The sequence below is a fragment of the Sedimentitalea xiamensis genome, from assembly GCF_030164465.1.
GTDB lineage: Bacteria > Pseudomonadota > Alphaproteobacteria > Rhodobacterales > Rhodobacteraceae > Sedimentitalea > Sedimentitalea xiamensis.
Map to the genome: position 1 here is coordinate 116652 of NZ_JASNJE010000006.1, position 23868 is coordinate 140519.

At 63.6% G+C, this 23868-nt stretch carries 24 protein-coding genes; 10 read left to right on the forward strand and 14 right to left on the reverse strand.

The features are described from left to right. Positions 1–49: 49 nt before the first annotated feature. Positions 50–1669: a long-chain-fatty-acid--CoA ligase gene (locus QO034_RS07175; RefSeq protein ID WP_284484830.1), complete on the forward strand. Its 1620-nt coding sequence runs from the start codon at positions 50–52 to the stop codon at positions 1667–1669. Positions 1670–1908: 239 nt separating this feature from the next. Here the strand turns inward: QO034_RS07175 and QO034_RS07180 are convergent, their stop codons facing one another. Beyond that, a complete protein-coding gene (locus QO034_RS07180; RefSeq protein ID WP_284484831.1) occupies positions 1909–2181 on the reverse strand; it encodes a hypothetical protein in 273 nt (90 codons plus the stop codon). A gap of 192 nt (positions 2182–2373) precedes the next feature. On the opposite strand from QO034_RS07180, the gene QO034_RS07185 reads away from it, so the two are divergent. Further along, positions 2374–2535, forward strand: coding sequence for a hypothetical protein (locus QO034_RS07185; RefSeq protein ID WP_284484832.1), 162 nt, complete (start codon positions 2374–2376; stop codon positions 2533–2535). 54 nt (positions 2536–2589) lie between these two features. On the opposite strand, the gene QO034_RS07190 is transcribed toward QO034_RS07185, so the two are convergent. From QO034_RS07190 to QO034_RS07225, 8 genes are all read right to left on the reverse strand, one after another. Continuing rightward, a complete protein-coding gene (locus QO034_RS07190; RefSeq protein WP_284484833.1) occupies positions 2590–2874 on the reverse strand; it encodes a hypothetical protein in 285 nt (94 codons plus the stop codon). Positions 2875–2975: 101 nt separating this feature from the next. After that, the gene (locus QO034_RS07195; protein WP_284484834.1) at positions 2976–6065 is read right to left on the reverse strand and encodes a proton-conducting transporter transmembrane domain-containing protein; all 3090 of its coding nucleotides are present in this window, start codon (positions 6063–6065) and stop codon (positions 2976–2978) included. After that, the gene (locus QO034_RS07200; protein ID WP_284484835.1) at positions 6062–6424 is read right to left on the reverse strand and encodes a sodium:proton antiporter; all 363 of its coding nucleotides are present in this window, start codon (positions 6422–6424) and stop codon (positions 6062–6064) included. The genes QO034_RS07195 and QO034_RS07200 overlap by 4 nt, the downstream gene beginning before the upstream one ends. A gap of 16 nt (positions 6425–6440) precedes the next feature. After that, positions 6441–7145: a hydrogen gas-evolving membrane-bound hydrogenase subunit E gene (mbhE, locus tag QO034_RS07205; RefSeq protein WP_284484836.1), complete on the reverse strand. Its 705-nt coding sequence runs from the start codon at positions 7143–7145 to the stop codon at positions 6441–6443. After that, on the reverse strand, positions 7142–7462 hold the full coding sequence (gene mnhG, locus QO034_RS07210; RefSeq protein WP_284484837.1) for a monovalent cation/H(+) antiporter subunit G: 321 nt from the start codon (positions 7460–7462) through the stop codon (positions 7142–7144). The genes mbhE and mnhG overlap by 4 nt, the downstream gene beginning before the upstream one ends. Next, positions 7459–7710, reverse strand: a complete 252-nt coding sequence (locus QO034_RS07215; RefSeq protein WP_284484838.1) for a Na(+)/H(+) antiporter subunit B — start codon at positions 7708–7710, stop codon at positions 7459–7461. The genes mnhG and QO034_RS07215 overlap by 4 nt, the downstream gene beginning before the upstream one ends. Next, entirely contained in the window at positions 7710–7970 is a 261-nt protein-coding gene (locus QO034_RS07220) for a monovalent cation/H+ antiporter complex subunit F (protein ID WP_284484839.1), read from the reverse strand. The genes QO034_RS07215 and QO034_RS07220 overlap by 1 nt, the downstream gene beginning before the upstream one ends. Further along, entirely contained in the window at positions 7963–8478 is a 516-nt protein-coding gene (locus QO034_RS07225; RefSeq protein WP_284484840.1) for a Na+/H+ antiporter subunit E, read from the reverse strand. The genes QO034_RS07220 and QO034_RS07225 overlap by 8 nt, the downstream gene beginning before the upstream one ends. Positions 8479–8769: 291 nt before the next feature. Here QO034_RS07225 and QO034_RS07230 point away from each other — a divergent pair, with 291 nt between their 5' ends. The 5 genes from QO034_RS07230 (at position 8770) to QO034_RS07250 (ending at position 16777) form a co-directional block, all read left to right on the forward strand. After that, positions 8770–9858, forward strand: a complete 1089-nt coding sequence (locus tag QO034_RS07230) for an efflux RND transporter periplasmic adaptor subunit (protein WP_284484841.1) — start codon at positions 8770–8772, stop codon at positions 9856–9858. Further along, a complete protein-coding gene (locus QO034_RS07235) occupies positions 9855–12905 on the forward strand; it encodes an efflux RND transporter permease subunit (protein ID WP_284484842.1) in 3051 nt (1016 codons plus the stop codon). Before QO034_RS07230 ends, QO034_RS07235 begins: the two co-directional genes overlap by 4 nt. Before the next feature lie 621 nt (positions 12906–13526). Continuing rightward, entirely contained in the window at positions 13527–14597 is a 1071-nt protein-coding gene (locus tag QO034_RS07240; protein WP_284484843.1) for a patatin-like phospholipase family protein, read from the forward strand. Continuing rightward, a complete protein-coding gene (locus tag QO034_RS07245) occupies positions 14594–16045 on the forward strand; it encodes a GntP family permease (protein WP_284484844.1) in 1452 nt (483 codons plus the stop codon). The genes QO034_RS07240 and QO034_RS07245 overlap by 4 nt, the downstream gene beginning before the upstream one ends. Positions 16046–16099: 54 nt before the next feature. Continuing rightward, positions 16100–16777: an urease accessory protein UreF gene (locus QO034_RS07250; RefSeq protein WP_284484845.1), complete on the forward strand. Its 678-nt coding sequence runs from the start codon at positions 16100–16102 to the stop codon at positions 16775–16777. A 6-nt stretch (positions 16778–16783) separates the two neighbouring features. Here QO034_RS07250 and QO034_RS07255 read toward each other — a convergent pair whose 3' ends face one another. Genes QO034_RS07255 through QO034_RS07275 form a run of 5 tightly spaced genes read right to left on the reverse strand, consistent with a single transcriptional unit; the run spans position 16784 to position 20978 of the window. Continuing rightward, the gene (locus QO034_RS07255) at positions 16784–17815 is read right to left on the reverse strand and encodes an urea transporter (protein ID WP_284484846.1); all 1032 of its coding nucleotides are present in this window, start codon (positions 17813–17815) and stop codon (positions 16784–16786) included. A gap of 49 nt (positions 17816–17864) precedes the next feature. After that, positions 17865–19568, reverse strand: coding sequence for an urease subunit alpha (gene ureC, locus QO034_RS07260; RefSeq protein ID WP_284484847.1), 1704 nt, complete (start codon positions 19566–19568; stop codon positions 17865–17867). Between the two features lies 1 nt (position 19569). Then, a complete protein-coding gene (locus QO034_RS07265) occupies positions 19570–19881 on the reverse strand; it encodes an urease subunit beta (RefSeq protein WP_284484848.1) in 312 nt (103 codons plus the stop codon). A gap of 10 nt (positions 19882–19891) precedes the next feature. Beyond that, on the reverse strand, positions 19892–20194 hold the full coding sequence (gene ureA / locus QO034_RS07270; RefSeq protein ID WP_284484849.1) for an urease subunit gamma: 303 nt from the start codon (positions 20192–20194) through the stop codon (positions 19892–19894). Between the two features lie 25 nt (positions 20195–20219). Then, a complete protein-coding gene (locus QO034_RS07275; RefSeq protein ID WP_284484850.1) occupies positions 20220–20978 on the reverse strand; it encodes an urease accessory protein UreD in 759 nt (252 codons plus the stop codon). Positions 20979–21386: 408 nt separating this feature from the next. On the opposite strand from QO034_RS07275, the gene QO034_RS07280 reads away from it, so the two are divergent. The 3 genes from QO034_RS07280 to QO034_RS07290 are packed head-to-tail and all read left to right on the forward strand — an operon-like array spanning position 21387 to position 23824. After that, positions 21387–21821, forward strand: a complete 435-nt coding sequence (locus QO034_RS07280; RefSeq protein WP_284484851.1) for an urease accessory protein UreE — start codon at positions 21387–21389, stop codon at positions 21819–21821. A gap of 51 nt (positions 21822–21872) precedes the next feature. Then, complete coding sequence (gene ureG / locus QO034_RS07285) at positions 21873–22547, forward strand: urease accessory protein UreG (protein WP_284484852.1); 675 nt, start codon at positions 21873–21875, stop codon at positions 22545–22547. After that, positions 22544–23824: a DUF1576 domain-containing protein gene (locus QO034_RS07290; protein WP_284484853.1), complete on the forward strand. Its 1281-nt coding sequence runs from the start codon at positions 22544–22546 to the stop codon at positions 23822–23824. The genes ureG and QO034_RS07290 overlap by 4 nt, the downstream gene beginning before the upstream one ends. Positions 23825–23868: the final 44 nt, after the last annotated feature.

Below are 23868 nucleotides of genomic sequence, written 5' to 3' on the forward strand. Positions count from 1 at the left end.
AATTTTTGACCGCACAGGCCGCAGCCTGTCGCCAAGGAAGGAACCTGCCATGCTCGGCCAGATGATGACTGCACCCTTGTTGATTTCGTCCCTGATCGATCACGCCGATCGCTATCACGGCGAGACGGAGATCGTATCCGTGGAAACCTCGGGCGGCGTTGAAAACTGCACGTGGGGCGACGTGGCCCGCAACGCCCGCCGCCTCGGCTCAGCACTCACCAAGCTGGGTCTTGAGCCGCAGGCCCGGTGCGGCACCATCGCGTGGAACAACCGCCGCCACCTCGAGATCTATTTCGGCGTGTCGGGGGCAGGGTTCGTCTGCCACACCATCAACCCGCGCCTGTTCCCGGAACAGCTGATCTACATCATCAACCACGCGGACGACCAGGTTCTGTTCCTGGACGCGACCTTCCTGCCGATCGCGGCCAAGCTGGGCGAGCATCTGCCGAACCTCAAGCATATCGTCCTGATGGGACCGCGTGACGAGGCGATGGCTGAGCAGGTGCCGGGCCTGCTGTTTTACGACGAGTTGCTGGAAACCGGGGACGACTCCTTTGCCTGGCCGAATTTCGACGAGAACACGGCTTCCAGCCTCTGCTATACCTCGGGCACGACAGGCAATCCCAAGGGGGTTCTCTATTCGCACCGGTCGACCCTGCTGCACACCTATGCCGCCAATCTCAGCGATACGCTGGGGCTGACGGCGATGGATGTGGTGATGCCGGTGGTGCCCATGTTCCACGTCAATGCCTGGGGCGTGCCCTATTGCGCCGCCATGGTGGGCGCGCGGCTGGTGATGCCGGGGCCGGGGCTGGACGGCGAAAGCCTCGTCAAGCTGATAGACGGCCACAGGGTCACGATGGCGCTGGGGGTTCCGACGATCTGGATCGGCCTTCTGGCGCATGCCAAGGGCATGGGCAGCAAGCTCGACAGCCTCAAGCGCACGGTCGTGGGCGGATCCGCCTGTCCGCCGTCGATGATCAAGCAGTTCCGTCAGGACTTCGGGGTGGATACCATCCACGCCTGGGGCATGTCCGAGATGAGCCCGCTCGGGTCGGTCAACATCCCGCTCGCCAAGCATCTGGAATTGCCGATCGAGGAACAGCATCACCTGCGCGAAAGCCAGGGCCGGCCTCCCTTTGGCGTCGACCTGAGGATCGTGGACGAGGATGGCAATGTGTTGCCCAACGACGGCAAATCGCAGGGCGATCTGGAAGTGCGCGGACATTGGGTGCTGGACAGCTATTTCCGGATGGAGGATCAGAAAATCCTGCACGACGGCTGGTTCGCGACCGGCGACGTGGCGACGATCGACAAGGACGGCTTCATGACGATCCGCGACCGGTCCAAGGACATCATCAAGTCGGGCGGCGAATGGATCAGTTCGGTCGAGCTGGAAAACATCGCCGTCGCCCATCCCAAGCTGGCCAATGCCGCGGTCATCGGTGTGCATCATCCGAAATGGGATGAACGGCCGCTGCTCGTCGCGGTCGTGGCAGAGGGCGAAACACCGAGCGAAGAGGAGCTGCTCGCGTTCTACGAAGGCAAGATCGCAAGCTGGCAGGTGCCTGACAAGGTCGTGTTCATCGACGCGCTGCCGCTGAACGCCACCGGGAAAGTGCTGAAACGCAATCTGCGCGAGCAGTTCGCCGACGCGCTGAAGGGCTGAACCCAAAGGGCGCAAGGCATGGCCGGGCGGGGACACGGATCGTCCTGTGCCCGCAGACACGGAGTGAGTGCAACGATGGCCGGGTTTCTTCGCCCGGCTTCGTGGCCATGTATCGCAAGACTGCCATCCCGAGTCGCTGCCAAGGCCGTTGTAGGCGCATTCGTCCGCAACTATGTCCCGTCTGCCCGGAGGCGGGGCGACAGCCCGTCGGCTGGATGGCGCACACAAGAATGCCAGCCTCAAGAACAGTGGAGTTCCGCGTCGCGCAGCGTCAGCCACACACCGTCCGCGGCGGTAATCGTCAACGCGTCCACCCGCGCAGCGCCCGACGAGGCGCCGGAAAACCCGGTGACCCCTACCTCTCGCCCTGCGCCCGACAACCTGTTCTGAAGAAACCGCTCGATCCGGGTCTCGCCGTCGGTCCACGCCGGCAAGGGCAGGACGGCCACCAACAAGAGAACGAGCTGGGTTACTCGGCAAATGCAGGAAAAATGCGGTTGAAGGTTTCTCAAAGGAGGTATCTCCAACTGCTCCGGTCCTAGGGATTCTCTTCTGGCAGCCGGGTCCATGGCTGCCTTGGCATTATTCGTGTGTCAGTCGGGCTCTCGGCGATATCGCCTGTAGCGGCGTCGCGTTTTCTGTGGACAGAAGGGCGTTTGTCTTTCAGGATGCGATCTGACCTATTAGAAACGGAGTTCTCATTTATGAAACGTCTTGCTGCCCTGATCGGCGTCTTGGTCGCTTCTCCGGTCGTTGCGCACGAAGCCGGCCCGATTGCACACAACCATCCCCACGGCATCGAAACCGCGGTCGCCCTGCTGGCGCTTGGTCTCGTCGCATTCGCGGTCTGGAAAGTGCGCCGCTGAGGCATCCGGCTGCCTGATTCCCCGTAAGTGCCTGACGTGACTGGTTGCATGGGGTCAACGGCCAGCAATACGTTCCACCAACTCACGATACCTTGGGTCGTGCTCGACCCCTCCGGTTTCCAGAAACGAAACGGTCTGCGCGACGACAAAAGGATTGTTCATCAGCAGGGTGTGGCCGACCGGAAGCACGATGTGGTCGGTCATGCCCGCAATGCGCGTGCTATCGACCGAAACCGCTTCGTCCTCGGGGCCGGGGATCAGGCTCGAGAACAGCGGGTTGAGCGAGACGTTCCCGGCGTTCGAGCCAAGGTCGAAATCGACCGGACCAAGGGGGTTCACCAGAGACTGGTCGTCGGTTCTTGGTTCCTGCGCAGCGGGGCCGGATAGCTTGTTGAACAGCGCCGGGTCGCTGAAGCGGTCGATGATCTCGGACCCGGCACTCAGCGAGCCGGGATCAAGGGCAGGGCCACAGCAACAGCGAGGAAGTAGAGCAGCGTCAGCAAAACATAGGTCTGCGCGTTGCCGGTGTAGATGCGCCGTACGGTATCCGCGACCCGGTTCGTGCCCGCCGTCACGCCCCGCCAGAAGGTGATCGCGAGTGGCGGCATGAGCGCCGGCGGCAGGGGCGAGGCGGAAACGAGTGCCGCGCGGGCGGTCGGGACGACCCTCCGATCCCTGACGGCGGTCCACCAGAGCAGCGTCAGCACCGCAACCGCGACCAGGGCACTCAGCATCATCGGCGTCGGATCCCAGAGGCCGTAGATCGTTTCGAGCGATTGCCCCTGCCAGACCAGCGTTGCGGCAAACTCCGGGTCGATGGCGGCGGAAACCGGCTCCATTAGCAGTTTGGGGAAGAACGAGAGGACGAGGATGCCGCCCACCAGCAGGACTTGGGGAAGCAGAAGCGCCGGCGACGCTTCGCCCCGAGCGCCACCAGCGGCGGGCGGGCCGAGGAAAAGCGCGGTGAACAGCCGGACCATGTACCAGAGGCCAAGGAACGTTGCGATCGCGCCGGCGATGGCAAGTTCGGCCCAGCCTTTCTCCATCATTGCCGCGAGGAGCAGCCATTTCGAGCCGAAACCCATCAGCGGCGGCAGCCCCGACATGGAAAGGAGCGCGACCGCGACCATTGCGGCGGTGACCGGCATGGCGCGCAGCAACCCGCCCGCGTCCGCCAGCAGGCTGCTTCCGGTCCGGTGCGCAACACCTGCGACGGCGAGGAACAGGATGCCCTTGACCAGCATGTGGCTGGCCACGAGGTAGAGCGCCGTCACCCATCCGAGGTGCCCCATCAGCCCGATTGCGGTGACGATGTATCCCAGCTGGCTCATGCTGGAATAGGCCAGAAGGCGCTTCGTCTCGGCCTGGCGCAGCGCCAGCAACGCTCCGGCGATGGTGGTGGCCATCCCGATCCAGGCGAGCGTGCGCCCGAATTCGACTTCCATCTGCGAGCGCAGCACCAGGTATCCGGTCAGCAACAGGCCGAAGATCGCGGCCTTGCTGACCACGGCGGACAGCAGCGCGGTGACATCGTCGGTGGCCTCGGCATAGGCGCCGGGTTGCCAGACGTGCACCCCGATGGCGGCCGCCTTGATCAGGAAGCCTGTGACCAGCAGCGCAACACCGAGCCCGTCGCCGGAGCCAAGGGCGATGATCGCGTAGATCGACCGCGTCCCGGCATCGGCCGCGATCATCGCGAACCCCGCCATCAGGCAGAAGGCCGCCGCGAGGGAGAAGATCAGGAAGCGCAGGGCCTCGCCGCGCGCGGCCTCCCGACGGGCGATCAGGAACGCCGAGGCAAGCGTGACGAATTCCCAGGCGGTGTAGAAGGCCAACCCGGTAGGCGCCGCCAGGAGCGACTGGATCGAGAGCAGCAGCACGGCGACCCATGGATAGTGCCCGCGCCGCGGACCGGGCCATGCCATACCCGCGAATGCGATGACGAGACCACCGGCCAGCAGCACCGGGCCGAAGAGGCCGGCGATCCCCTCGGGGCGGGGAAGCAGCAGGCTGCCCGCGGCGACGATGGCCAGCATCGCGACCGCCTTGATGCGCCCGGGAAGTGGCTCCGCCAGCAGCAGGGCCGCGCCGGCAAGCAAAGGCAGCACGGTGGAAATCGTGAGCGCCCCGGAGGCCATGGCGCCGGCCGCACCACCGATTGCCAGGAAGATCGCAAAGCCGACCGGGGGGAGCACGTCCTGGAGCGTTAGCGCATCGTCCGCCTCTTCGCTCTCGCTTTTCTCCGCAGGGCCAAGGGCTCGGAAGAACCAGCGGAACAGGTATGCCGCTTCGAACAACGACCCGATCAGGATCACGCCGATCAGCACCGGGCGCTGCGCCTCGGCCAGTTGCAGGATCAGTTCCCACTTGGCCCAGAAACCCGGAAAGGGCGGCAGTCCGGCGATTGCGACAACGAAAACGCCGAGCAGCAGCGCCAGTGCGGGTTTGGCGGCGAGCGACAACGGCTGATCCACACGGCGCGCGCGCAGCGCCCCGGCGAGACAGAAGAGCCCGGCCTTGGCCAGAAGATGGTTTACGAACAGCCCGAACAGGACGTAGGGCGCTACTTCGTTGGCGCCGATGTCCGTCAGGACGGCGAGCGCAATGAGCAGGAGGGCCATCTGCCCGATGGAGGAATAGCCTAACAGGCGAAAGACATTCTGCTGCCGCAAGCCCGCGAGGTTGGAAGCCAGGAAGGTCAGCGCGGCGCCGACGGTGAGCAGGCCGAGCGCTTGGTCATAGAGCGGCAGCAGCTTGCCCAGGGCGAAGATCAGCCCCGCCGAACCGACCACGGACAGGAAAGCCGCCAACGGCGGCGGGGCGGTTTCGTAGACATCAAGCCCCCAGCCGCCTGCGGGATAGGGTTTCATCTCGATCAGGAATCCCGCGAGGACCATCGCCAGGGCGGTTCCGGCAATCGGTGCGGCCAGGGGCGGAGCCGCCTCGATCAGCAGGTCGATGTTGAGATGACCGGTGGCCTTGTAAAGGAGCACCGCACCAAGCAAGACCAGCGCGGAGGCGACCATTGTTGCAGTGATGTACTTGAACGCCGCCTGGACACCGGCACGACTGGTGGAAAGTGCCAGCAGGCCATAGGTTCCGACCGACAGGATCTCAAGAAAAACGAACAGGTTGAAGAGGTCGCGCGTCTGGATGAGGCCGTTCACGCCCATGGTCGCGATCAGGAAAAGCAGCAGCGGCACGTATTTGGTCCGGATCGTCTGCCAGAAGCTGATGGCCAGCATCGCGGCAGCGAGCGTGGCGCTGGCCGAGACGGCGGCTTCCCACGGCCCGAAGCGAAGGTTGATCGATACCGGCGGCAGGGCGCCGGCCGTGGTGATCTCGATCGTTTCGCCCGATTGCAGCACCGACAGCGCCGGAACGACCGCACAGAGGGTCATACCAAGCATCGCGACGACGAACCCGGCGTGCAGCCAGCGTTTTCCGACCTGATAGAGGATTGGCAGCAGGAAACCGCCGCCGAGACCGAACAGATAGATCCCGAGGGGGTGCAGGTGAAGTGCGCTCATTCGCGGCTCTCCGTGAAAGCGTCGACGTTGAGCGTGCCGTGAAGCCGGTAGAGGCGGATGGCGTAGGCCAGAGTGATCGCGGTCACGGCGAAACCGATGACAATGGCCGTCACCGCCAGCGCCGCGTTGATCGGATCCACGAAGACTGTCGCGGCGGTCGTGTCGGCGTCGAGGATGGGTGCCGTGCCACCCTGAACGTAACCCAATGCAACAACGATGATTGCAATCCCGCTGTCGACGAGGCTGAATCCGATCACCATCTTCAGGATGTTGCGATGGATCAGGATCGCGGAATAGCCGAGCAGGACGAGGCCGAAACCTGTCACCATCAAGACAGTTGAAACCGGAAGTGCAGTCATAGCTCCCCCAACGGCCTTAACCCCGGAACCTTTCGAGGACGACCGAGAGCTCCGCGGCAACCTTGATCCCAAGCAACAAGGAAACCAGCGGGATCGCGCCGCCGCTGACGAAATGGCCGAGTTCCCCGGCGGGAAGGAACCGCGGATCGAGGAAGCCGCCGGCGAAAACCAGGCCGAAAACTCCGACCGCGACGAACAGAACCCCGACGCCCGACTCCAGGGCGCTGAACGCTTTCACGTTGATCGCCGAAGCCACCCGGGCGATCATGTAGAACTCGATGCCGGTGGCGATGATCGCGCCGCCCTGAAAGCCGCCACCGGCCGACAGATGGCCGAACAGGATCACATAGGCCCCGAAAACGCCAATCAGCGGCAGCAGGGCGAAGTGACCGCTGTGGATGATCTCACCGGCATTCTCGGACAGGCGCGGTGTCTCTGACGCAACGGGATTGTCCATCGGTTGCAGCAGCGGACCGAGGCTCGCGGCTACCATGTAGAGCACGGCGACCTCTCCCAGTGTGTCGAAGCTGCGATATGCGAGAAGGATACCGGTAACGACATTCGGGACCGACAGTTCTTCCGGGCTGAGCCGGATGTAACCGGCGGCGAGTTGGCCAAGCGCGGTGGGCTCGACATGGGCGCCGACGAGCCGCGAAAAGGCAAATGCCAGACCGGCAAGCGCGAGGGCGCTCAGGCCGAGATGGACCGTTCGCCCAGTCACTGTGCACGTTCCTCCGGTCTTTCCCCTTCAGGAACGTCCCCCTCTGTCCGTCCTGTCTTCAGCCCGGCGCGCGCCAGCGCGTGGGAGGAGATCGGATTGCTGATGAAGACGAAAGCGATGATCAGCACGTATTGCACGGCGCGTTCAGGGTGCAGCACCGCCAGCCCGGAAAGGATAAGGCCCGCGCCAAGCGTGGTCGCCTTGGTGCCCGTCTGCAGGCGGCTGATCGGGTCCGGCATCCGTAGCAGCCCGAGGGCGGCGGAAAAGACGAAGACGGAGCCAATGAACATGAGAAAGCTGGCAACGAGTTCGATCATCTGTCGGATTTCCCCGGATACCCGGCCTTCTTGAGAGCGTAGAGAAAGATGAAGATCCCCAGTCCCGAACCGATGGCGGCTTCGGCCATTGCCACGTCTGGCGCACCGAGAAGCAGGAAGGCGAGCGACGCGAAGAGACCAGCCGCGCCGGCGCTGACCGATGCCATCAGGACATCGGACAGCACAACCGCCAAAACCCCGCCGAGCAGGATTGCCGCGCAGATCACGATGATGAAGATGTCGAGCATCAGAGGCCGCGCTCCAAATACCGGGCGACGGCGAGAACCGACACGAAGCTGAGCAGGCCATAGGTCAGCGCGACGTCGAGATAGGCTGTCCGGCCCGACACATGCGCGTAGACGGCGATCAGCACGATTGCGACGATGGTCAGCACGTCCAGCGCGACGATCCTGTCGATCAGTGTGGGTCCCATGGCCAGTCTCACGAGGCTGCAGAGGATGGCACCGGCGACAAGAACGCCTGAGGCCTGGATCAGAAGGTCAGCCAATCGCGTTCTCCACCAGTGTTTCGAATTCGCGGACGCTGCCCTCTGTCCCGGCGACGAGAGCGCTGTCGAGGAGGTGAAGGTGGATCCGTTCGTCTTCGAGGTCGATCACCAGGGACCCCGGTGTGAGAGTCAGGGTGTTGGTGAGCGCAAGCCGTTCTCGCGGCCGGGCGAGACGTGTGGAGACATGCATCGTCACGGGCGAGATATTCACGCGTGGAGAATATACATAACCCATAACTGAAATATTGGATTTGACGATCTCCCGCATGAAGACGGCAAGATAGCGGAGGCCGGCAGCGAGTTGACGCGGCTTAAGGCTGAATCCATCCCAAAAATCCGTCATGCGGCTTGCCAAAATAGCAATTCCGAACGAGACAATGAGGCCCGCAGCCATGCGCGCCAATTCGGTCGATGCAGTCACGGCCATCCAGATTACAAAAAAAGTGACCCAAGCCCCCCAGAATCCGTTTGTTTCATTTTTTTCGTCCGAGCGATATCTTTTGGACATTTCATCAGCCCCCGATTTCCATCGAAGGGGCTTTTTCCGTCAGATCCAATGTCTCGCGACAATTCAAGTCAGGACATGTCGTCCGGGGGGACGGAGTGCATGATCCGCCAATTGAAGATCGTGCTTTCGACGAAAGATCATGCATTTCATCAAAAAATCCTGGATAATGCCGGCAGGCACCAATGCGACACAAGGGCACCGAACGGTTCGGCTTCTTGACCAAGCCTACAGCAAGCTCCTATACGGAAACAAGGTTCATATTCGGGAATATGACGAGGGAGTTAGCATTTGATGTCGTGGTTTTGGGCCAACAGGCTGGGTTGGACCCCGGTCGTTCTCGCAAGTCTGGTTGCAGCTTGCGAGCCGGAGGAAGAAGAGAAGGTCGTGGAGCCGCGTCCGGTGCGTGCTGTCGAGGTCACCCAGAGCGATGGCGGCACCTACGTGACGATCGCCGGCACCATCGAGGCGGTCGAACAGGTCAATCTTGGCTTTCTTCACGGCGGGCGGATGATCGAACGTCTGGTCCGCGTCGGCGACAGCGTCGAGCCTGGTCAGGTCGTGGCGCGACTTGACAGCTCCAATGAGGAAAATGCGCTGCGGGCGGCCGAGGCAAACCTCGCGGCCGTGTCGGGGCAGCTTTCGGAAGCACGGATCAATTTCGACCGCCAGCAGACCCTCTATCAACGCCAGATCGCGGCACGGGTCGCCTTCGAACGGGCAGAGCAGGTCTATTCGACCGCTTCCGCCGCGGCCGATGCCGCGGAGGCGCAGGTCGCGGTCGCGCGGCGGCGACTGGACGAAACCGTGCTCTACGCGGACGCGCCGGGCGTCGTGATCGGCGTGGGCGCCGAACCCGGAGAGGTCGTCTCGGCCGGGCGGGCGATCGTCCAGGTGGCGCGGGACAACGGCCGTGACGCGGTGCTCTCGGTGCCGGCAAACATCCTCGAAACCAGCCCGCCCGATCCGGAGGTGACGGTGGCCCTGTCGCTGAACCCGTCTGTCAGCACCAAAGGTCGGGTGCGCGAGATTGCGCCTCAGGCCGATCCGGTCACCGGCACGTTCCAGGTTCGCATCGGCCTGATCGAGGCACCGGCCGAGTTGCGGCTCGGCTCGGCGGTCACGGCCCGCGCGTTCTTCGGTAGCGAAGGGGGCATCGTGCTGCCGGCCACCGCTTTGACCCGGTCTGAAGGATCGCCGGCCGTCTGGGTTGTCGACCCGGACTCCGGCACGGTCACCCTCAGGCCCATCGAAGTGGGCACCTTTGCGCCGTCGGCGGTTCAGGTCGCAAGCGGTCTGGAGGTCGGTGAAATCGTTGTAACGGCCGGCGTGCAAGCGCTGCGCCCAGGCCAGGAAGTACGGTTGCTGGGCGCTGACTCATGATCGGACCGAACCTGTCGGCATGGGCGGTCAAGAGCCGCGCCCTAACGATTTACCTCATGCTGGTGGCGGTTATCGCCGGCGCCTTTGCCTTCGTGAACCTTGGCCGGGACGAGGACCCGAGCTTTACCATCAAGACGATGCTGGTGACCGCCGTCCTGCCCGGCGCCACCCTGGAAGAGACCCAGAATCAGCTCACCGAACGGCTGGAGCGGCGGTTGCAGGAGACCACGGGCCTCGACGCATTGCGCTCGATCACCCGGCCCGGGCTGGTGACGATTTATGTCGACCTCGACGGAGCCTTCCCGCCCGAAGATGTCCGGGACGTCTGGCAGGAGGTGCGCAACTCCGTCGGCGACATGCGCCATACCCTGCCGCAGGGCGCGTTGGGGCCCTTCTTTAACGACAATTTCGGCGATGTCTTCGGCATCATCTACGCCTTCACCGCCGATGGTTTCAGTGACCGGGAACTCCGCGACTACGTCGATTTCGCTCGTTCGGAACTCATCCGCAAGGTGCCGGATATCTCCAAGATCGAGTGGATCGGCGCGCAGGACGAAACCGTCTTCGTCGAATTCCAGCCGGAACGCGTGGCGGCGATGCGGCTCGATTACGGCCAGATCTTCGCGGCGATCGCTGCGCAGAACAGGATTCGGCCGGCTGGCGTTATCAATACCGGGTTGGAGAACCTGGCGTTGCGGGTGTCGGGCGCCTTCGAAAGCGCGGACGATATTCTCGACGTGACTCTCGTGGCGGGCGACCGGATGATCCGGCTGGGCGATATCGCCACGGTCCGCCACGGCTTCGTCGACCCGCCGCAGCCGCTTCTGCACGTGAACGGCGAACGCGCCATCGCCCTGGCGATTTCCATGCGCGATGGCGGCGATATCCTTCAACTCGGCGACGAGATCGACGCGGCCATCCGCGATATCACGGCGGAACTACCCATCGGGATCGAACCGATGCTGATCTCCAACCAGCCCGCCGTCGTCGAGACCGCCATCGGGGATTTCACGACTTCGCTCTACCAGGCTGTCGCCATCATCCTGACGGTGAGCTTCCTGACCCTCGGGGTGCGCCCCGGGGCAGTCGTTGCGATCGCCATTCCGGTCACGCTGGCGACGGTGTTCCTCGTGATGTCGGTCATGGGGATCGACCTGCACCGGGTGTCTCTGGGTGCGCTCATCATCGCCCTTGCGCTGTTGGTGGACGATGCGATGACCACGGTGGACTCGATGCTGCGGCGACTTGCGGCGGGCGACACGATCGCGGAAGCCGGCGCCCATGCCTACCGGACGCTCGCCGCGCCGATGCTGACCGGTACCCTGATCACCATCGCCGGCTTCGTGCCCATCGGCTTCGCCGAGAGCCAGGCCGGGGAGTACACGATCTCCCTGTTCCTCGTGGTTGCCATCGCACTGATCGCCTCGTGGTTCGTGGCCGTTATGTTCACGCCGATTCTTGGCGGCGCTCTTCTCAAGCCGCCGACAAACCCCGAGCCGGTCGAGCCCGGTGGGATCATGAAGGCCTATCGCGGCGTGCTGACATTCGCCATGCGGGCGAAGTGGCTGACCTTCGCCGTGACCATCGCGATATTCGTGGTCTCGCTCCTTGGCTTGCAGATGGTGAACCGGCAGTTTTTTCCGCCGTCCGACCGCAACGAGCTGATCGTCGATTTCCAGATGCCGCGGTCGAGTTCGATCTTCGCCAGTGAAGATGCCATCGCGCGCGTCGAGGCCTGGCTGGGCGAGTCCGAAGACGTGGATTTCTGGACCGCCTATATCGGGCGCAACGTGATCCGTTTCTATCTGCCGTTGGCCATCCAGCCGCCGAGCGACCACCACAGCCAGATCGTGGTGATGGCGAAGGATCTCGAGGCGCGCGAGCGGCTTGAGGAGGACCTCTCGGAATTCCTCAGCGAGAACTTCCCGGAAACGATCAGCCGCGTCGGCCCGCTGGAGATGGGACCACCCATCGGCTGGCCGCTGCAATACCGGATCTCGGGGCCGGATATCGAGGAGTTGCGGACGCAGGCCATGCGGCTCGCGGGAGTCGTAGCCAGCAACCCCGGTGCACAAGGCGTGCATTTCGACTGGATCGAACCTGCCCGGCAGGTGCGGGTCGAGGTCGATCAGAACCGGGCCCGGCGGCTGGGCCTGTCCTCGGCACAGCTGTCGAACACGCTGCAGACAGCGGTTTCCGGTGCGCCGATCACGCAGATGCGCGACGGGATCTACCTGATCAACGTCGTTGCCAGGTCGGATTCCCGGGACCGGATCTCGCTCGACACGCTGGCAACCCTGCAGGTGCCCGTGTCCGGCGGGCGGACCGTTGCATTGAGCCAGTTTGCCAACTTCTACTACGATCAGGAGCAGCCGCTGATCTGGCGGCGGGACCGCGTTCCCACCCTGACCGTGCTGGCCGATGTGGTGCCCGGAACCTTGCCCGAGGCGGTCGTGACGGCGCTGGAAGAGGACATCGCGGTGCTGAACGCGGATCTGCCGCCGAATTACGCCATTGAACTCGGTGGGACGGCGGAAACCAGCGCCGAAAGCCAGGCATCGGTCTTTGCCGTGCTGCCGGTGATGGTCTTCATCATGCTGACGCTGCTGATGATCCAGCTGCAGAGCTTCAAGTCGACCGGCATGGTCGTTCTGTTGCTGCCGCTCGGACTGATCGGCGTGGTGCTGGCGCTGCTGACCTTTGGCCGGCCGCTTGGCTTCGTGGCCATCCTCGGGATCCTGGCACTGATCGGGATGATCGCGAAGAACGCGGTGATCCTGATCACCCAGATCGAGGATGAACGCCGGAACGGGCTGTCGCCATGGGATGCCGCGATCAGCGCGGCGACCAACCGGTTCCGGCCGCTGCTGCTGGCGGCCTTGTCGACCATCCTCGGGATGTTGCCGATCGCGCCGACCCTGTTCTGGGGCCCGATGGCCTTTGCGATCATGGGCGGTCTGGCGGTGGCCACGGTTCTCACGCTCATCTTCCTGCCGACGCTCTACATCGCCATTCACGGAAAGGAAGACGCGCCAGCCGGGGAGTGACTCGCGCCCCTGCCTGTTCGCGAAACGGACGCCCGCAGGATGTCGGGCGTCCGTTTTCGTTTCTTGCAGCGGTGCGGACAGTCCGGTCGTTCATGGATATGTCAGTAGGGTCTGTTGACTGCGCAAACCTACCGGTCGCGATGTATGAACGCTTCGTTCATGCAGCATCTTCTCTGGACTCTCGGGTGGCGAAAGAAAGCAAGAAATGAAACCCTTTTCCAATTCATCCGGAGGTATTGGCGGAATGATCCGGGCCGCATTGCATTCCAGTGTCGCTGGGCGATCGTTTCCCATCGCCTGATCCTTACAAATCCGGGTTCGCATCGAGAGCGAAGGCAGCGTCCGAAAGCTTTCTCCTGATCGTTATGGAAGTGCGTTCCGGGTATTCACTTTCTTTGAAAGCTGCCCCATGAGCTGTCGGAAACAGGAATTCATGGGTCGAAATGTCTTTCGTCCCATTCTGTGTTGCCGCAAATCTGAGCGATTTGCAGCGATTGACCATTTGCGACACCGGGGATGCCTTCAAATCAATACCTTGGTGTAGTATGACGAGTCCGTGATTCTGCGCTGCGGCATCATCATGTAGTATTTTAAACTCACGTTCATGAAAGGAACTTCGAGATGCCGGGGGCTGACCGCCAAATCGACATTGCCTTGCAGGGTGGCGGGGCGCACGGGGCGTTTTCCTGGGGAGTGCTGGATCGGCTGCTCGAGGAGGAGAGCCTTGAGATCAGCGGCGTTTCCGGCGCCAGCGCGGGTGCTATGAACGCGGTCGCCCTGACCCAGGGGCTTGCGACCGGCAGCCGGCAGGCCGCACGGGAACTTCTGGAACGCTACTGGCGGGCGGTGAGCGATGCGGCGCGCTTCAGCCCCCTGAAACGCACGATCTGGGACAAGATGGTTGGGCGCTGGAGCCTGGAATTCTCGCCCGGTTTCGTCGTATCGCAATATCTCCAGCAGACCTTGTCGCCGTATCAGCTCAATCCGCTCGACATCAATCCGCTGCGCGATCTCGTGATCGAGCATTTCGATTTCGACCTGGTGAATTCCGGAAAGGGCCCGAAGCTTTTTCTGGGCGCCACCAACGTGCGCAGCGGCTTGCCCAAGATCTTCCGCCAACCGCAGATCACTGCCGACGCGGTGATGGCCTCGGCCTGTCTGCCGTTCCTGTTCAAGGCGGTCGAGATCGACGGCGAAGCCTACTGGGACGGCGGATACATGGGGAACCCGCCGCTCTTTCCGCTGATCGACGAGACGGAAACCCGCGACATCCTGCTGGTGCAGATCAATCCGTTCCGCCGCGAGGAACTGCCCCGAACCGCCTATGAAATCCAGAACCGGCTCAACGAGATCACCTTCAACGGAAGTCTCATAAAAGAGATGCGTTCGATCGGCTTCCTGTGGGAGATGATCCACCACGAACAGCTCGACCGCGCCGCCTACCGCGACGCGCGCGTCCACCGGATCAGCGCCGAGAAGGAAATGGGCCGGATGAGCGTGTCCAGCAAGCTCAATGCCGAACGCAGGTTCCTCGACCACCTGTTCGCGCTCGGCCGCCGCACCGCGGACACCTGGCTGGACGAGAATTTCGACAAGGTCGGCGTCAAGTCCACCTGGTATCCGGACTTCCTGTTCGAGGAAAGCCTCGAGCCCGCCCATCTCGACGACAAGAAGCGCGAGATCCAATCGTGATCGACATTCTCGCCATTCTGCTGGCCCTCGGGCTGTTGATGTTTCTCGCCTTCCGGGGGATGACGCTGCTGCTGGTCGCGCCGCTGATGGCGGTGCTTGCGGTGGTGCTGTCGGGCAGCCTGCCGCCGCTGGCCTCCTATACCCAGATCTTCATGGTCAGCACCGGCCGGTTCGTCGTCGATTTCTTTCCGCTGTTCATGCTTGGGGCGATCTTCGGCAAGCTGATGGACGACAGCGGCTGCGCCGCCGCGATCGCCAAGGGTGTCATCGGCAAGCTCGGCGTGGAACGGGCGATCCTCGCCGTCGTGCTGTGCTGTGCGCTGCTGACCTACGGCGGCGTGTCGCTGTTCGTCGTCGCCTTCGCGATCTTCCCGATTGCCGCCTCGCTGTTCCGCGACGCGCAGATCCCGAAGCGGCTGATCCCCGGCACCATCGCGCTCGGCGCCTTCACCTTCACCATGTCGGCGCTTCCCGGCAGCCCGGCGATCCAGAACGCGATCCCGATGCCGTTCTTCGGCACCACTTCCTTCGCGGCGCCGGTCCTCGGCATCATCACCGCCGCCATCATGCTGGGCCTCGGCATGATGTGGCTCAACCGGCGCAGCCGCCTTGCCGCCGCTGCCGGAGAAGGCTACGGGCAGCACGAGGACAGCATGCCTGCGCCGGACCGCACGATGCGCGAGCGGACGCAGGTCGAGGGGTTCGACCTTGCCGAGATCGACCCAGAACCCAGTGGACCGGACCTGCCGGGCTTCGCGCTCGCCTTCGCGCCGGTGATCATCGTGGTTGCCGTCAACCTGCTCTTCATCCAGCTCGTCGTGCCGCGTCTGGACACCGCGCCGCTGGCGCTGCCGCTGTTCGGCGAAACCACGATCGAGGCGGTGCGTGGCCTCTGGGCGGTGATCGTCGCGCTGTCGACGGCGATCCTGTTCCTGATCGCCACCAACTGGGCGAGGCTGAAGGACCTGCGCGCCAGCCTCAACGCGGGGGCCGACGCCTCGGTCCTGCCGATCTTCAACACCGCCAGCCTCGTCGGCTTTGGCGCCGTGGTCGCGGCCCTGCCGGCCTTCGCGATGATCAGCGAGGCAATGCTGTCGATGGGCGAGGGCAACCCGCTGGTTTCGGTCGCGGTCGCGGTGACGACTCTCTCGGCGCTCACGGGTTCCGCCTCGGGCGGCATGACCATTGCGCTCGACGCGCTCGGCGCCAACTTCGTGGAGCTTGCCGCGTCGACAGGCACTTCGCTCGAAGCCATGCACCGCGTCACGGCCGTCTCCTCGGGGGCACTCGATGCGCTGCCACACAATGGCGCCGTCATCACCGTTCTGGGCATCTGCAAGCTTACCCACCGTGACAGCTATCTCGATATCCTCGCCGTCGCCGTCGTGATCCCGATGATCTCGCTCGTCGCCCTGATCGTGCTGGCCAGCCTCTTCGGAGCGTTCTAGACTCCGGTTGCCGGCGATGGACCGGGACACCCGGACGGAGAGGCGAGGGACGACATGGATCAGACTGAAATGAATATCCCGCTCGCTCTTGTGCGTCTCACGAGTTCGTTGCTGCCTGTCGGTGCCTTTGCCTATTCCCGCGGGCTCGAACATGCCGCGAACGTGGGGTGGGTGACGGATGCGCAAGACCTGCGATCCTGGCTGTTCGGAACGCTCCAGCATTCCTACGCCTCGCTCGACGGGGCGATGTTCCTGCGGCTGATGGCTGCGGCGCAGGAATGCCGCTGGCAGGATTTCCAACGCGACGACGTCCTTCTGTGCGCCGCCAGGGAGAGCCGCGAGTTGCAGCAGGAAGACATGCGGATGGCCGAGGCCTTGATGGACCTGTTGCGCGAAATGGGTGTTGCGGCGGCGCAGGACCAGAGCGTGCCATGCAAGACCTTTCCGGCCGCGTTTGCCCTTGCGGCTCATGACGCCGGGGCGAGCGCTTCGGCGGGTCTTGCGGGGCTGATGTGGTCGCTCTGCGAAGCGCAGGTCGCGGCGGCGATCCGGCTCGGGATCATCGGGCAGACGGACGGGCAGAAGATCCTTGCAGACGCGCCCTCGGAAATATCCCGTGCGCTGGTGTTGGCGGAAGAGACGCCGGCGGACGAGATCGGCAACCTGTCGTTCCTTCAGGCCGTCGGAAGCGCATTGCACGAACGGCAGTACAGCCGCCTGTTCCGGTCCTGATGCCCGTCACGCCTGGACTCTGGCCCTCTCGCGCAGCGTCCTTTCCGGTGAGTCGGCGTTGGCCGGCTCGACGGGAATCAGAGCCGCGAACCCGTATTGCCCGAGCAACATCATCCAGGTCACCAGGACGAAGGTCGAGGTCAGGACCGGCATTCCGATCGGGCCAAGGAAGATCGCGACCGAAGCCCAGAGCCAGGTGGAAATGATGGCGCCAAAAATGGCGTAAAGGATGCTCGCGCGGTTCGGGACGAGGAAGAACCCGCCGAGCGCAATGGCGGTCAGGGCCGCGTTGTAGCCGAACAACCCGTCGCGGATCGCGCCTTCAGGCCCCCCGGATATTGTCGCCGTCACCGCCGCAACCGCCGCGCCGAGAAGCGCCATCCCGGCGCTGATCCGCGAATGGATCGCCATGCCGAGGATTATGAGGTAGCCGGAGATCCAGTTGTCCTGGAAAAAGATCTGTCCGATCGCATTGCCGATCCCCATGTACCAGGTGGGCAGGGAATAGACCGCGATGGCCTCGTAATCCTCGGGCGAAACCGGCTTTTCAAGCGGCCCGGCCTCGATATGCGCGAATTTCAGAACCGCAAACAGGAATAGCCAGCCAACCAGCACGAAGGGGCCGGTGAGGGGGGCGACGCGATGGGGGGCAAGCAGCGTCGCCATTGCCTGCATCACGACGGTCGAAAAGGCGGCGCCGAAGCCGATGTAGACGGTCATCAACGGCGAGGGCACCGCGCCGGTCCGGAAGTCCGCGCTGGTGAAGGCAACGAGGCACAGGGCGACGAGCGCCCCGTTGAACCCGAACAGACCGGCCTTGATCAGCCCGCGATCCGCCTTCAGCGCAAGCGCGGTCAGGGTGCTGACGGTCGCGCCGAAGATCGCGACGGTGCCGTAGATCCAGGAGTTGAAGAACAGCGCGAACAGGATGACCGCCCCGGACAGGGGATTGTTCTGGAACACCACCTGTCCGATCCCGCGCAACAGCCAGTCGATGAGCCCGACCCGGGGGGCGTCCTGAAAACGATTGATGTCCATGTCCACCTCCCGGGTCGGTGCTTGTCTGGGTATGCGGCACTGGTCCCGATCAGATCAGGAAATACCGCTGCGCCATTGGAAGGACCTCCATGGGCTCGCAGGTCGCAAGCTCCCCGTCGACGCGCACCTCGAAGGTCTGCGGATCGACTTCGAGCTTCGGAGTCAAGCCGTTGTGAACCATGTCCTTCTTCTTGACCGTCCGGCAGCCTTTCACCGCGACGAGCGATTTCTGAAGCTGCAGCTCCTCGCCGATCCCGGCCGCCAGCGCGGCTTGCGACACGAAGGTCACGCCGGTCTTGCCAAGCGCGCGGCCAAGCGGGCTGAACATCGGGCGGTAGTGCACCGGCTGCGGCGTGGAGATCGAAGCGTTCGGATCGCCCATCGGGGCGACCGCGATCATGCCGCCGATCAGCACGAGCGCCGGTTTGACGCCGAACATCTTCGGATCCCACAGCACCAGATCCGCCCGCTTGCCGACTTCGACCGAGCCGATCTCGTGGGCAAAGCCGTGCGAGAGGGCCGGATTGATGGTGTACTTGGCGATGTAGCGGCGGGCGCGGAAATTGTCGTTCCGGTCGCTGTCCTCGGGCAGGGGGCCGCGCTGCACCTTCATCTTGTGCGCGGTCTGCCAGCAACGCAGCGTGGTTTCGCCGATCCGGCCCATCGCCTGCGAATCCGAGGACATCATCGAGAAGACGCCCAGATCGTGGAGGATGTCCTCTGCCGCGATGGTCTCCTTGCGGATGCGGCTTTCGGCGAAGGCCACGTCCTCCGGGATGTCGGGCGACAGGTGATGGCAGACCATCAGCATGTCGAGATGCTCGTCCACCGTGTTGATCGTGTAGGGCCGCGTCGGATTGGTCGATGACGGCAGGACGTTCTGTTCGCCTGCCACGCTGATGATGTCCGGCGCGTGGCCTCCGCCGGCCCCTTCGGTATGGAAGGAATGGATCGTGCGCCCCTTCATCGCGGCGAGCGTGTCGGCCACGAAACCGCTTTCGTTGAGCGTGTCGGTATGGATGGCGACCTGGATGTCTTCCTCTTCGGCGACCGACAGGCAATTGTCGATGGCCGCGGGGGTCGTGCCCCAGTCCTCGTGCAGTTTGAGGCCGATGGCGCCGGCGCGGATTTGTTCGTGCAGCGGCTCGGGCAGGCTGGCGTTGCCCTTGCCCAGAAGCCCGATATTGATCGGCAGGGCGTCGGCGGCCTCCAGCATCCGGTGCATGTACCACGGTCCGGGCGTCACCGTCGTCGCCAGCGTTCCCACCGACGGGCCGGTGCCGCCGCCGACCAATGTCGTCGTGCCGCTGGAGAGCGCCTCTTCGATCTGTTGCGGGCAAATGAAATGGATATGGGTGTCGATGGCGCCGGGCGTCAGGATCTTGCCCTCGCCGGCGATGACATCGGTGCCGGGACCGATGACGATATCCACATTCGGTTGGATATCCGGGTTGCCCGCGCGGCCGATGGCCACGATGCGACCATTCTTCACCCCGACATCGGCTTTCACGATGCCGTGGTGATCCAGCACGACAGCGTTGGTGATGACCAGATCGACAACCTGGTCGGCGTTGCATTGGCCCTGACCCATGCCATCGCGGATGACCTTGCCGCCACCGAACAGCACTTCGTCGCCATAGATCGTGTAATCCTTCTCGACCTCGACAAACAATTCCGTATCGGCCAACCGAATCCGGTCTCCGGTGGTCGGGCCATAGAGGGAAGCATAGGCTTCGCGTGTGATTTCAACCATTTCAGTTCTCCAATGCGCCCATGATCTTGCCGCCGAAGCCGTAAACCTTGCGGTCGCCATCCAACTTGACCAGCGTCACGCTGCGTTCCTGGCCGGGTTCGAACCGCACGGCGGTGCCGCTGGGAATGTCGAGGCGGAACCCGCGTGTAGCCTCCCGGTCGAAAGCCAGCGCGTTGTTGGTCTCGTAGAAGTGGTAATGCGAGCCCACCTGTATCGGCCGGTCGCCCGTATTCGCAACTTCGACCGTGATCCGGTCGCGGCCGGCGCTGAGTTCGATCATGCCTTCGGCGGTGATGATTTCTCCGGGGATCATTTTGGCGCCCTCACTGAATCGGATAGTGGACGGTGACGAGCTTCGTGCCGTCTGGAAAGACCGCTTCGACCTGCACGTCGTGGATCATTTCCGGCACGCCCTCCATGACGTCGTCCCGGCTCAGCAGGGTCGTGCCATAGGACATCAGGTCGGCCACGGTGCGCCCGTCGCGCGCACCTTCGAGGATCGCAAGCGCAATGTAGGCAATTGCCTCCGGCCGGTTGAGCTTCAGCCCGCGTGCCTTGCGGCGTTCGGCCAGCAAGCCGGCGGTGAAGATTAGCAGCTTGTCTTTTTCTCGCGGTAGCAGGTCCATCCTCCGCAACCTCCCTAGTTGAAAATCATGTTGCCCAGATGCGCGGAACAACGGCATCTTTCCCCTGGCCGAGTTGCCGCAAGACTTTCCAGGCCGCGGCAAAGAAGCTGCGGCCGGCAGATACCTTGGAGCCGATGTAGCGGCAGACGATCAGGTCGTTGATCTGTGTGATCGCGCCAAGCCCGTGGGTGGCTGGCGGAACGCGTTCATGGAGCCTGTCTATGGCGCCCTCGGGCAGCCGGCCTGCGTGGATTGCGGCGCCAAAGATCGGGTGGCCGCCAAATCCATGCGCGGCGTCCAGGATTGCCGAACCGCCGTCGATCTGCGCTCGCTCGTACCATATCGGTTCGCCGTCGCGGGTGATGTTCATCCGCTGATCGAAAAGACCCTCTGAGAATCGTTCACCCGCGGCCGGCCGGCCAAGGCTGACGAGGTCCCAGCCGAAGAAGACGCCGTTGCCCTGCAACCGGATTTCGGTTTCGAACCGGCTGCGCGCGGCATTGAAAAGGATGGTCTCCATCGGCATCAGTTCGCAGACCGCCCCGTCGGCGATATCGATACCGATGCGCTGCCGGCTGCCGTTTCCCGGTGTCCGGTAGACCTTGGTGGCGCCCGGGGATGTCAGCAGGCAGCGGGCGTCCGGTTCAACGGAAATCCGGATATCCAGGCTGTCGCCGCCGGCCACTCCGCCGGGGGGATGGAGAACATAGCTGTGACATGTTCCGTCCCGCTCCGGGTAGAAGGGGCGTTGCACCAGGAGCGGCCCGACATGCCGCCGGTGCACGACTGTCCTGTCTGCCTTGGCCTCGTATCTCAGTTCAAGACGCGCGGGCCAGGTGCCGTACCCGGGGGCGCGGCCAATGGCACTCTTACATCTTGAAGCATCGATCAGATTCAAGGCACTACTCTGAAGAAAGGCTGAACAAGGTTCCTATAGGTATTGCCCCGGCCCGGCGGCAAAGCAAGGTTTTTTTCCCGACCGGAGAAAGCTTTGACGGCGAAATCGATCCGGCTGAATTCGATCCAGCTTTCAGTCAAGCTGGGCGAGGCAAGTCCTTGACTTGGGGCAATTCGGTATGATTTGCCTTGGAGTCGGTGCCCGCAGAAATGGAGGAACAGAATGCGACAAGTCGTTGAGGTCCTGGCCGATCGGCCAAACGCCTCGTCCGCGCCCGGGACGCCGGGTTCTGTGATGCTGCTGGCGCATGACGAACGTCACGTTCGTCGGCGGGTCATGGAAACGACAGATGGCCAAAGGGTTCTGGTGGACCTGCCTGAACCCGTAATGCTGAACCATGGCGATCTGCTGGTGCTCGACAATGGCGCCGAGGTCTGGATCGAGGCGGCAGAAGAGGCGTTGTACGACGTGCAGGCGAGGGATCTCGTCCACCAGGCCGAACTTGCATGGCACATCGGGAACCGTCACCTGGCGGCCGAGATTCAGCCGGAAGGAATTCGCATCCTGCAGGACCACGTCATCAGGACGATGCTCGAGAAACTCGGCGCGACGGTCAGCGAGGTGCGCGCGCCCTTCGTTCCGGTGCGTGGCGCCTATTCGGGGACTTCGGCATCTCACGGCCACCACCACCATCACAATCACGACAAAAACGACACCGATCACGGGTAAGGTTTCCGGGACGGGGCGCGCAGGGCCTCTCTCCGGTCAAAGGAGCACGACATGCCATCTAAAAACGGACCTCTCCGCGTGGGTATCGGGGGCCCCGTGGGATCGGGGAAGACAACGCTGACCGAAAAGCTGTGTGTGGCGATGCGGTCGGATTACTCCATCGGCGTCATCACCAACGACATCTACACCAAGGAGGACGCGCTCTATCTGGTGCGCCGGCAGGTGCTTCCCGAGGATCGGGTCGTCGGTGTCGAAACCGGGGGCTGCCCTCACACGGCGATCCGCGAGGACGCCTCGATCAACCTTCAGGCCATCGCGGAACTGAACAGGCAGTTCCCCGATCTCGAGGTCGTCTTCATCGAATCCGGCGGAGACAACCTCGCCGCCACCTTCTCTCCGGACCTCGCGGATTTGACGATTTACGTTATCTCCGTCGCCCAGGGCGAGGAGATTCCGCGCAAGGGTGGGCCGGGGATTACCCGTTCAGACCTTCTCGTCATCAACAAGACGGACCTCGCCCCGCATGTCCGTGTCAATCTCGACGTGATGGCCGGTGATGCCGACCGCATGCGGCAAGGACGCCCCGTGGTCTTCACCGACATATTGCGCGGGGTCGGTGTCGACGAGATCGTCTCTTTTCTGGTGGAGACCGGCGGCCTTGCGGCATCGCAAGGCGCACATTCGCCGCGTGTTGTGACGGCCGGGGAGGATAATCCACTTCCATGACCGACGATGCGCCCAAGGTCCTACCAAGCAACACCCGTCTTGCCATGGTGGCCGGCCTGGCGGTCGTGTTCATCGCCTACGGCATCGCGGTGTCCGGTCCTGGGGCGACGTTGGAGGGGCTTGGCAAGATCCTCCTCGCGCGCGACATGCTGTTGACCGACTATGTCGAACTCGGCGGCATCGGCGCGGCCTTCGTCAATGCCGGGCTGCTGACATTGATCGCGGCAGCCGTATACTGGCGCACCGAAGCGACCGTCGGGGGCGGAGCCGTCGCCTGCCTGTTGCTGGTCCTCGGGTTCGCGCTGTTCGGCAAGAACCTCCTGAATGTGTGGCCAATCCTTGGCGGTGTCTATCTCTATGCCCGGTTTCGCGGGGAACCGGTCTCGGGCCACCTGAACACGGCCTTCTTCGGCTTTGCGCTTGCTCCTGTCGTTTCCGAGATCCTGTTCAGCACCTCGCTCGACGTTGCCGTGCGGATACCGCTCGCGATTGGAACCGGCATAGTCATCGGGTTCATCCTGCCACCGATCGCGGCGCAGCTCTTCCGGGCGCATGACGGGTACAACCTCTACAACATGGGGTTCACCGGGGGGATGGTCGGAACCATCGTCGTCGCCGTCTACATGTCCTACGGGTTTGTGCCGGTCCCGGTTTTCCTCTGGGCCACCGACGCGAGCGCCGTCCTTGCGCCGTTCCTGATCGTGGTTTTCCTGGGAATGATCGCTGCCGGCCGATACGTCGACCCGGCCTGTTTCCGGAACTTCCGCGAACTCTTGCGGTTGAGCGGCCAGGCGCCAAGCGATTTTGCAGCCAAGGCAGGGGATGGCGCGGTGCTGGTCAACATGGGTGTTCTCGGGCTGTTGACCACCGGCTATGTCCTGGCGACCGGAAGCGTTCTGAACGGCCCGACTATCGGCGGTATCCTGTCCGTCGTGGGCTTCGGAGCGTACGGAAAGCATCCGTTCAATTGCGCACCGATCATGGCGGGCGTCCTGCTGGCGACCCTCGCCAAGGGTGCCGATCCCGCGGCGTCCGGGCTGATCCTTGCGGCGCTGTTCTCGACCTCGCTCGCCCCGATCGCAGGGCGGTTTGGCTGGCATTGGGGGATCCTGACCGGCGCCATCCATGTTTCCGTGGCTCAGTCGGTCGGTGTCCTGCACGCGGGCCTCAACCTCTACAACAACGGGTTTGCCGCGGGGATCGTCGCGACGCTTGTCTCGGCGGTGATCCTGTCGATCGTGACACGGGGAGGGGAGCGCACCCCCGAGAAGCTGTAGCGGGTGTAGGAGACGCGAGGAACATCCGCCTGAAGGTGCAACCG

Bases quoted from the DNA above. Each gene is read 5' to 3' on its own strand.
- QO034_RS07200 (WP_284484835.1), bottom strand. From the start codon at position 6,424: ATGACTGCACTTCCGGTTTCAACTGTCTTGATGGTGACAGGTTTCGGC.
- QO034_RS07240 (WP_284484843.1), top strand. From the start codon at position 13,527: ATGCCGGGGGCTGACCGCCAAATCGACATTGCCTTGCAGGGTGGCGGG.
- QO034_RS07265 (WP_284484848.1), bottom strand. From the start codon at position 19,881: ATGATCCCCGGAGAAATCATCACCGCCGAAGGCATGATCGAACTCAGC.
- QO034_RS07195 (WP_284484834.1), bottom strand. From the start codon at position 6,065: ATGAGCGCACTTCACCTGCACCCCCTCGGGATCTATCTGTTCGGTCTC.
- QO034_RS07255 (WP_284484846.1), bottom strand. From the start codon at position 17,815: ATGGACATCAATCGTTTTCAGGACGCCCCCCGGGTCGGGCTCATCGAC.
- QO034_RS07215 (WP_284484838.1), bottom strand. From the start codon at position 7,710: ATGCTCGACATCTTCATCATCGTGATCTGCGCGGCAATCCTGCTCGGC.
- ureC (WP_284484847.1), bottom strand. From the start codon at position 19,568: ATGGTTGAAATCACACGCGAAGCCTATGCTTCCCTCTATGGCCCGACC.
- QO034_RS07290 (WP_284484853.1), top strand. From the start codon at position 22,544: ATGACCGACGATGCGCCCAAGGTCCTACCAAGCAACACCCGTCTTGCC.
- QO034_RS07185 (WP_284484832.1), top strand. From the start codon at position 2,374: ATGAAACGTCTTGCTGCCCTGATCGGCGTCTTGGTCGCTTCTCCGGTC.
- ureG (WP_284484852.1), top strand. From the start codon at position 21,873: ATGCCATCTAAAAACGGACCTCTCCGCGTGGGTATCGGGGGCCCCGTG.
- QO034_RS07225 (WP_284484840.1), bottom strand. From the start codon at position 8,478: ATGTCCAAAAGATATCGCTCGGACGAAAAAAATGAAACAAACGGATTC.
- mnhG (WP_284484837.1), bottom strand. From the start codon at position 7,462: ATGATCGAACTCGTTGCCAGCTTTCTCATGTTCATTGGCTCCGTCTTC.
- ureA (WP_284484849.1), bottom strand. From the start codon at position 20,194: ATGGACCTGCTACCGCGAGAAAAAGACAAGCTGCTAATCTTCACCGCC.
- QO034_RS07175 (WP_284484830.1), top strand. From the start codon at position 50: ATGCTCGGCCAGATGATGACTGCACCCTTGTTGATTTCGTCCCTGATC.
- QO034_RS07235 (WP_284484842.1), top strand. From the start codon at position 9,855: ATGATCGGACCGAACCTGTCGGCATGGGCGGTCAAGAGCCGCGCCCTA.
- QO034_RS07280 (WP_284484851.1), top strand. From the start codon at position 21,387: ATGCTGCTGGCGCATGACGAACGTCACGTTCGTCGGCGGGTCATGGAA.
- QO034_RS07250 (WP_284484845.1), top strand. From the start codon at position 16,100: ATGGATCAGACTGAAATGAATATCCCGCTCGCTCTTGTGCGTCTCACG.
- QO034_RS07230 (WP_284484841.1), top strand. From the start codon at position 8,770: ATGTCGTGGTTTTGGGCCAACAGGCTGGGTTGGACCCCGGTCGTTCTC.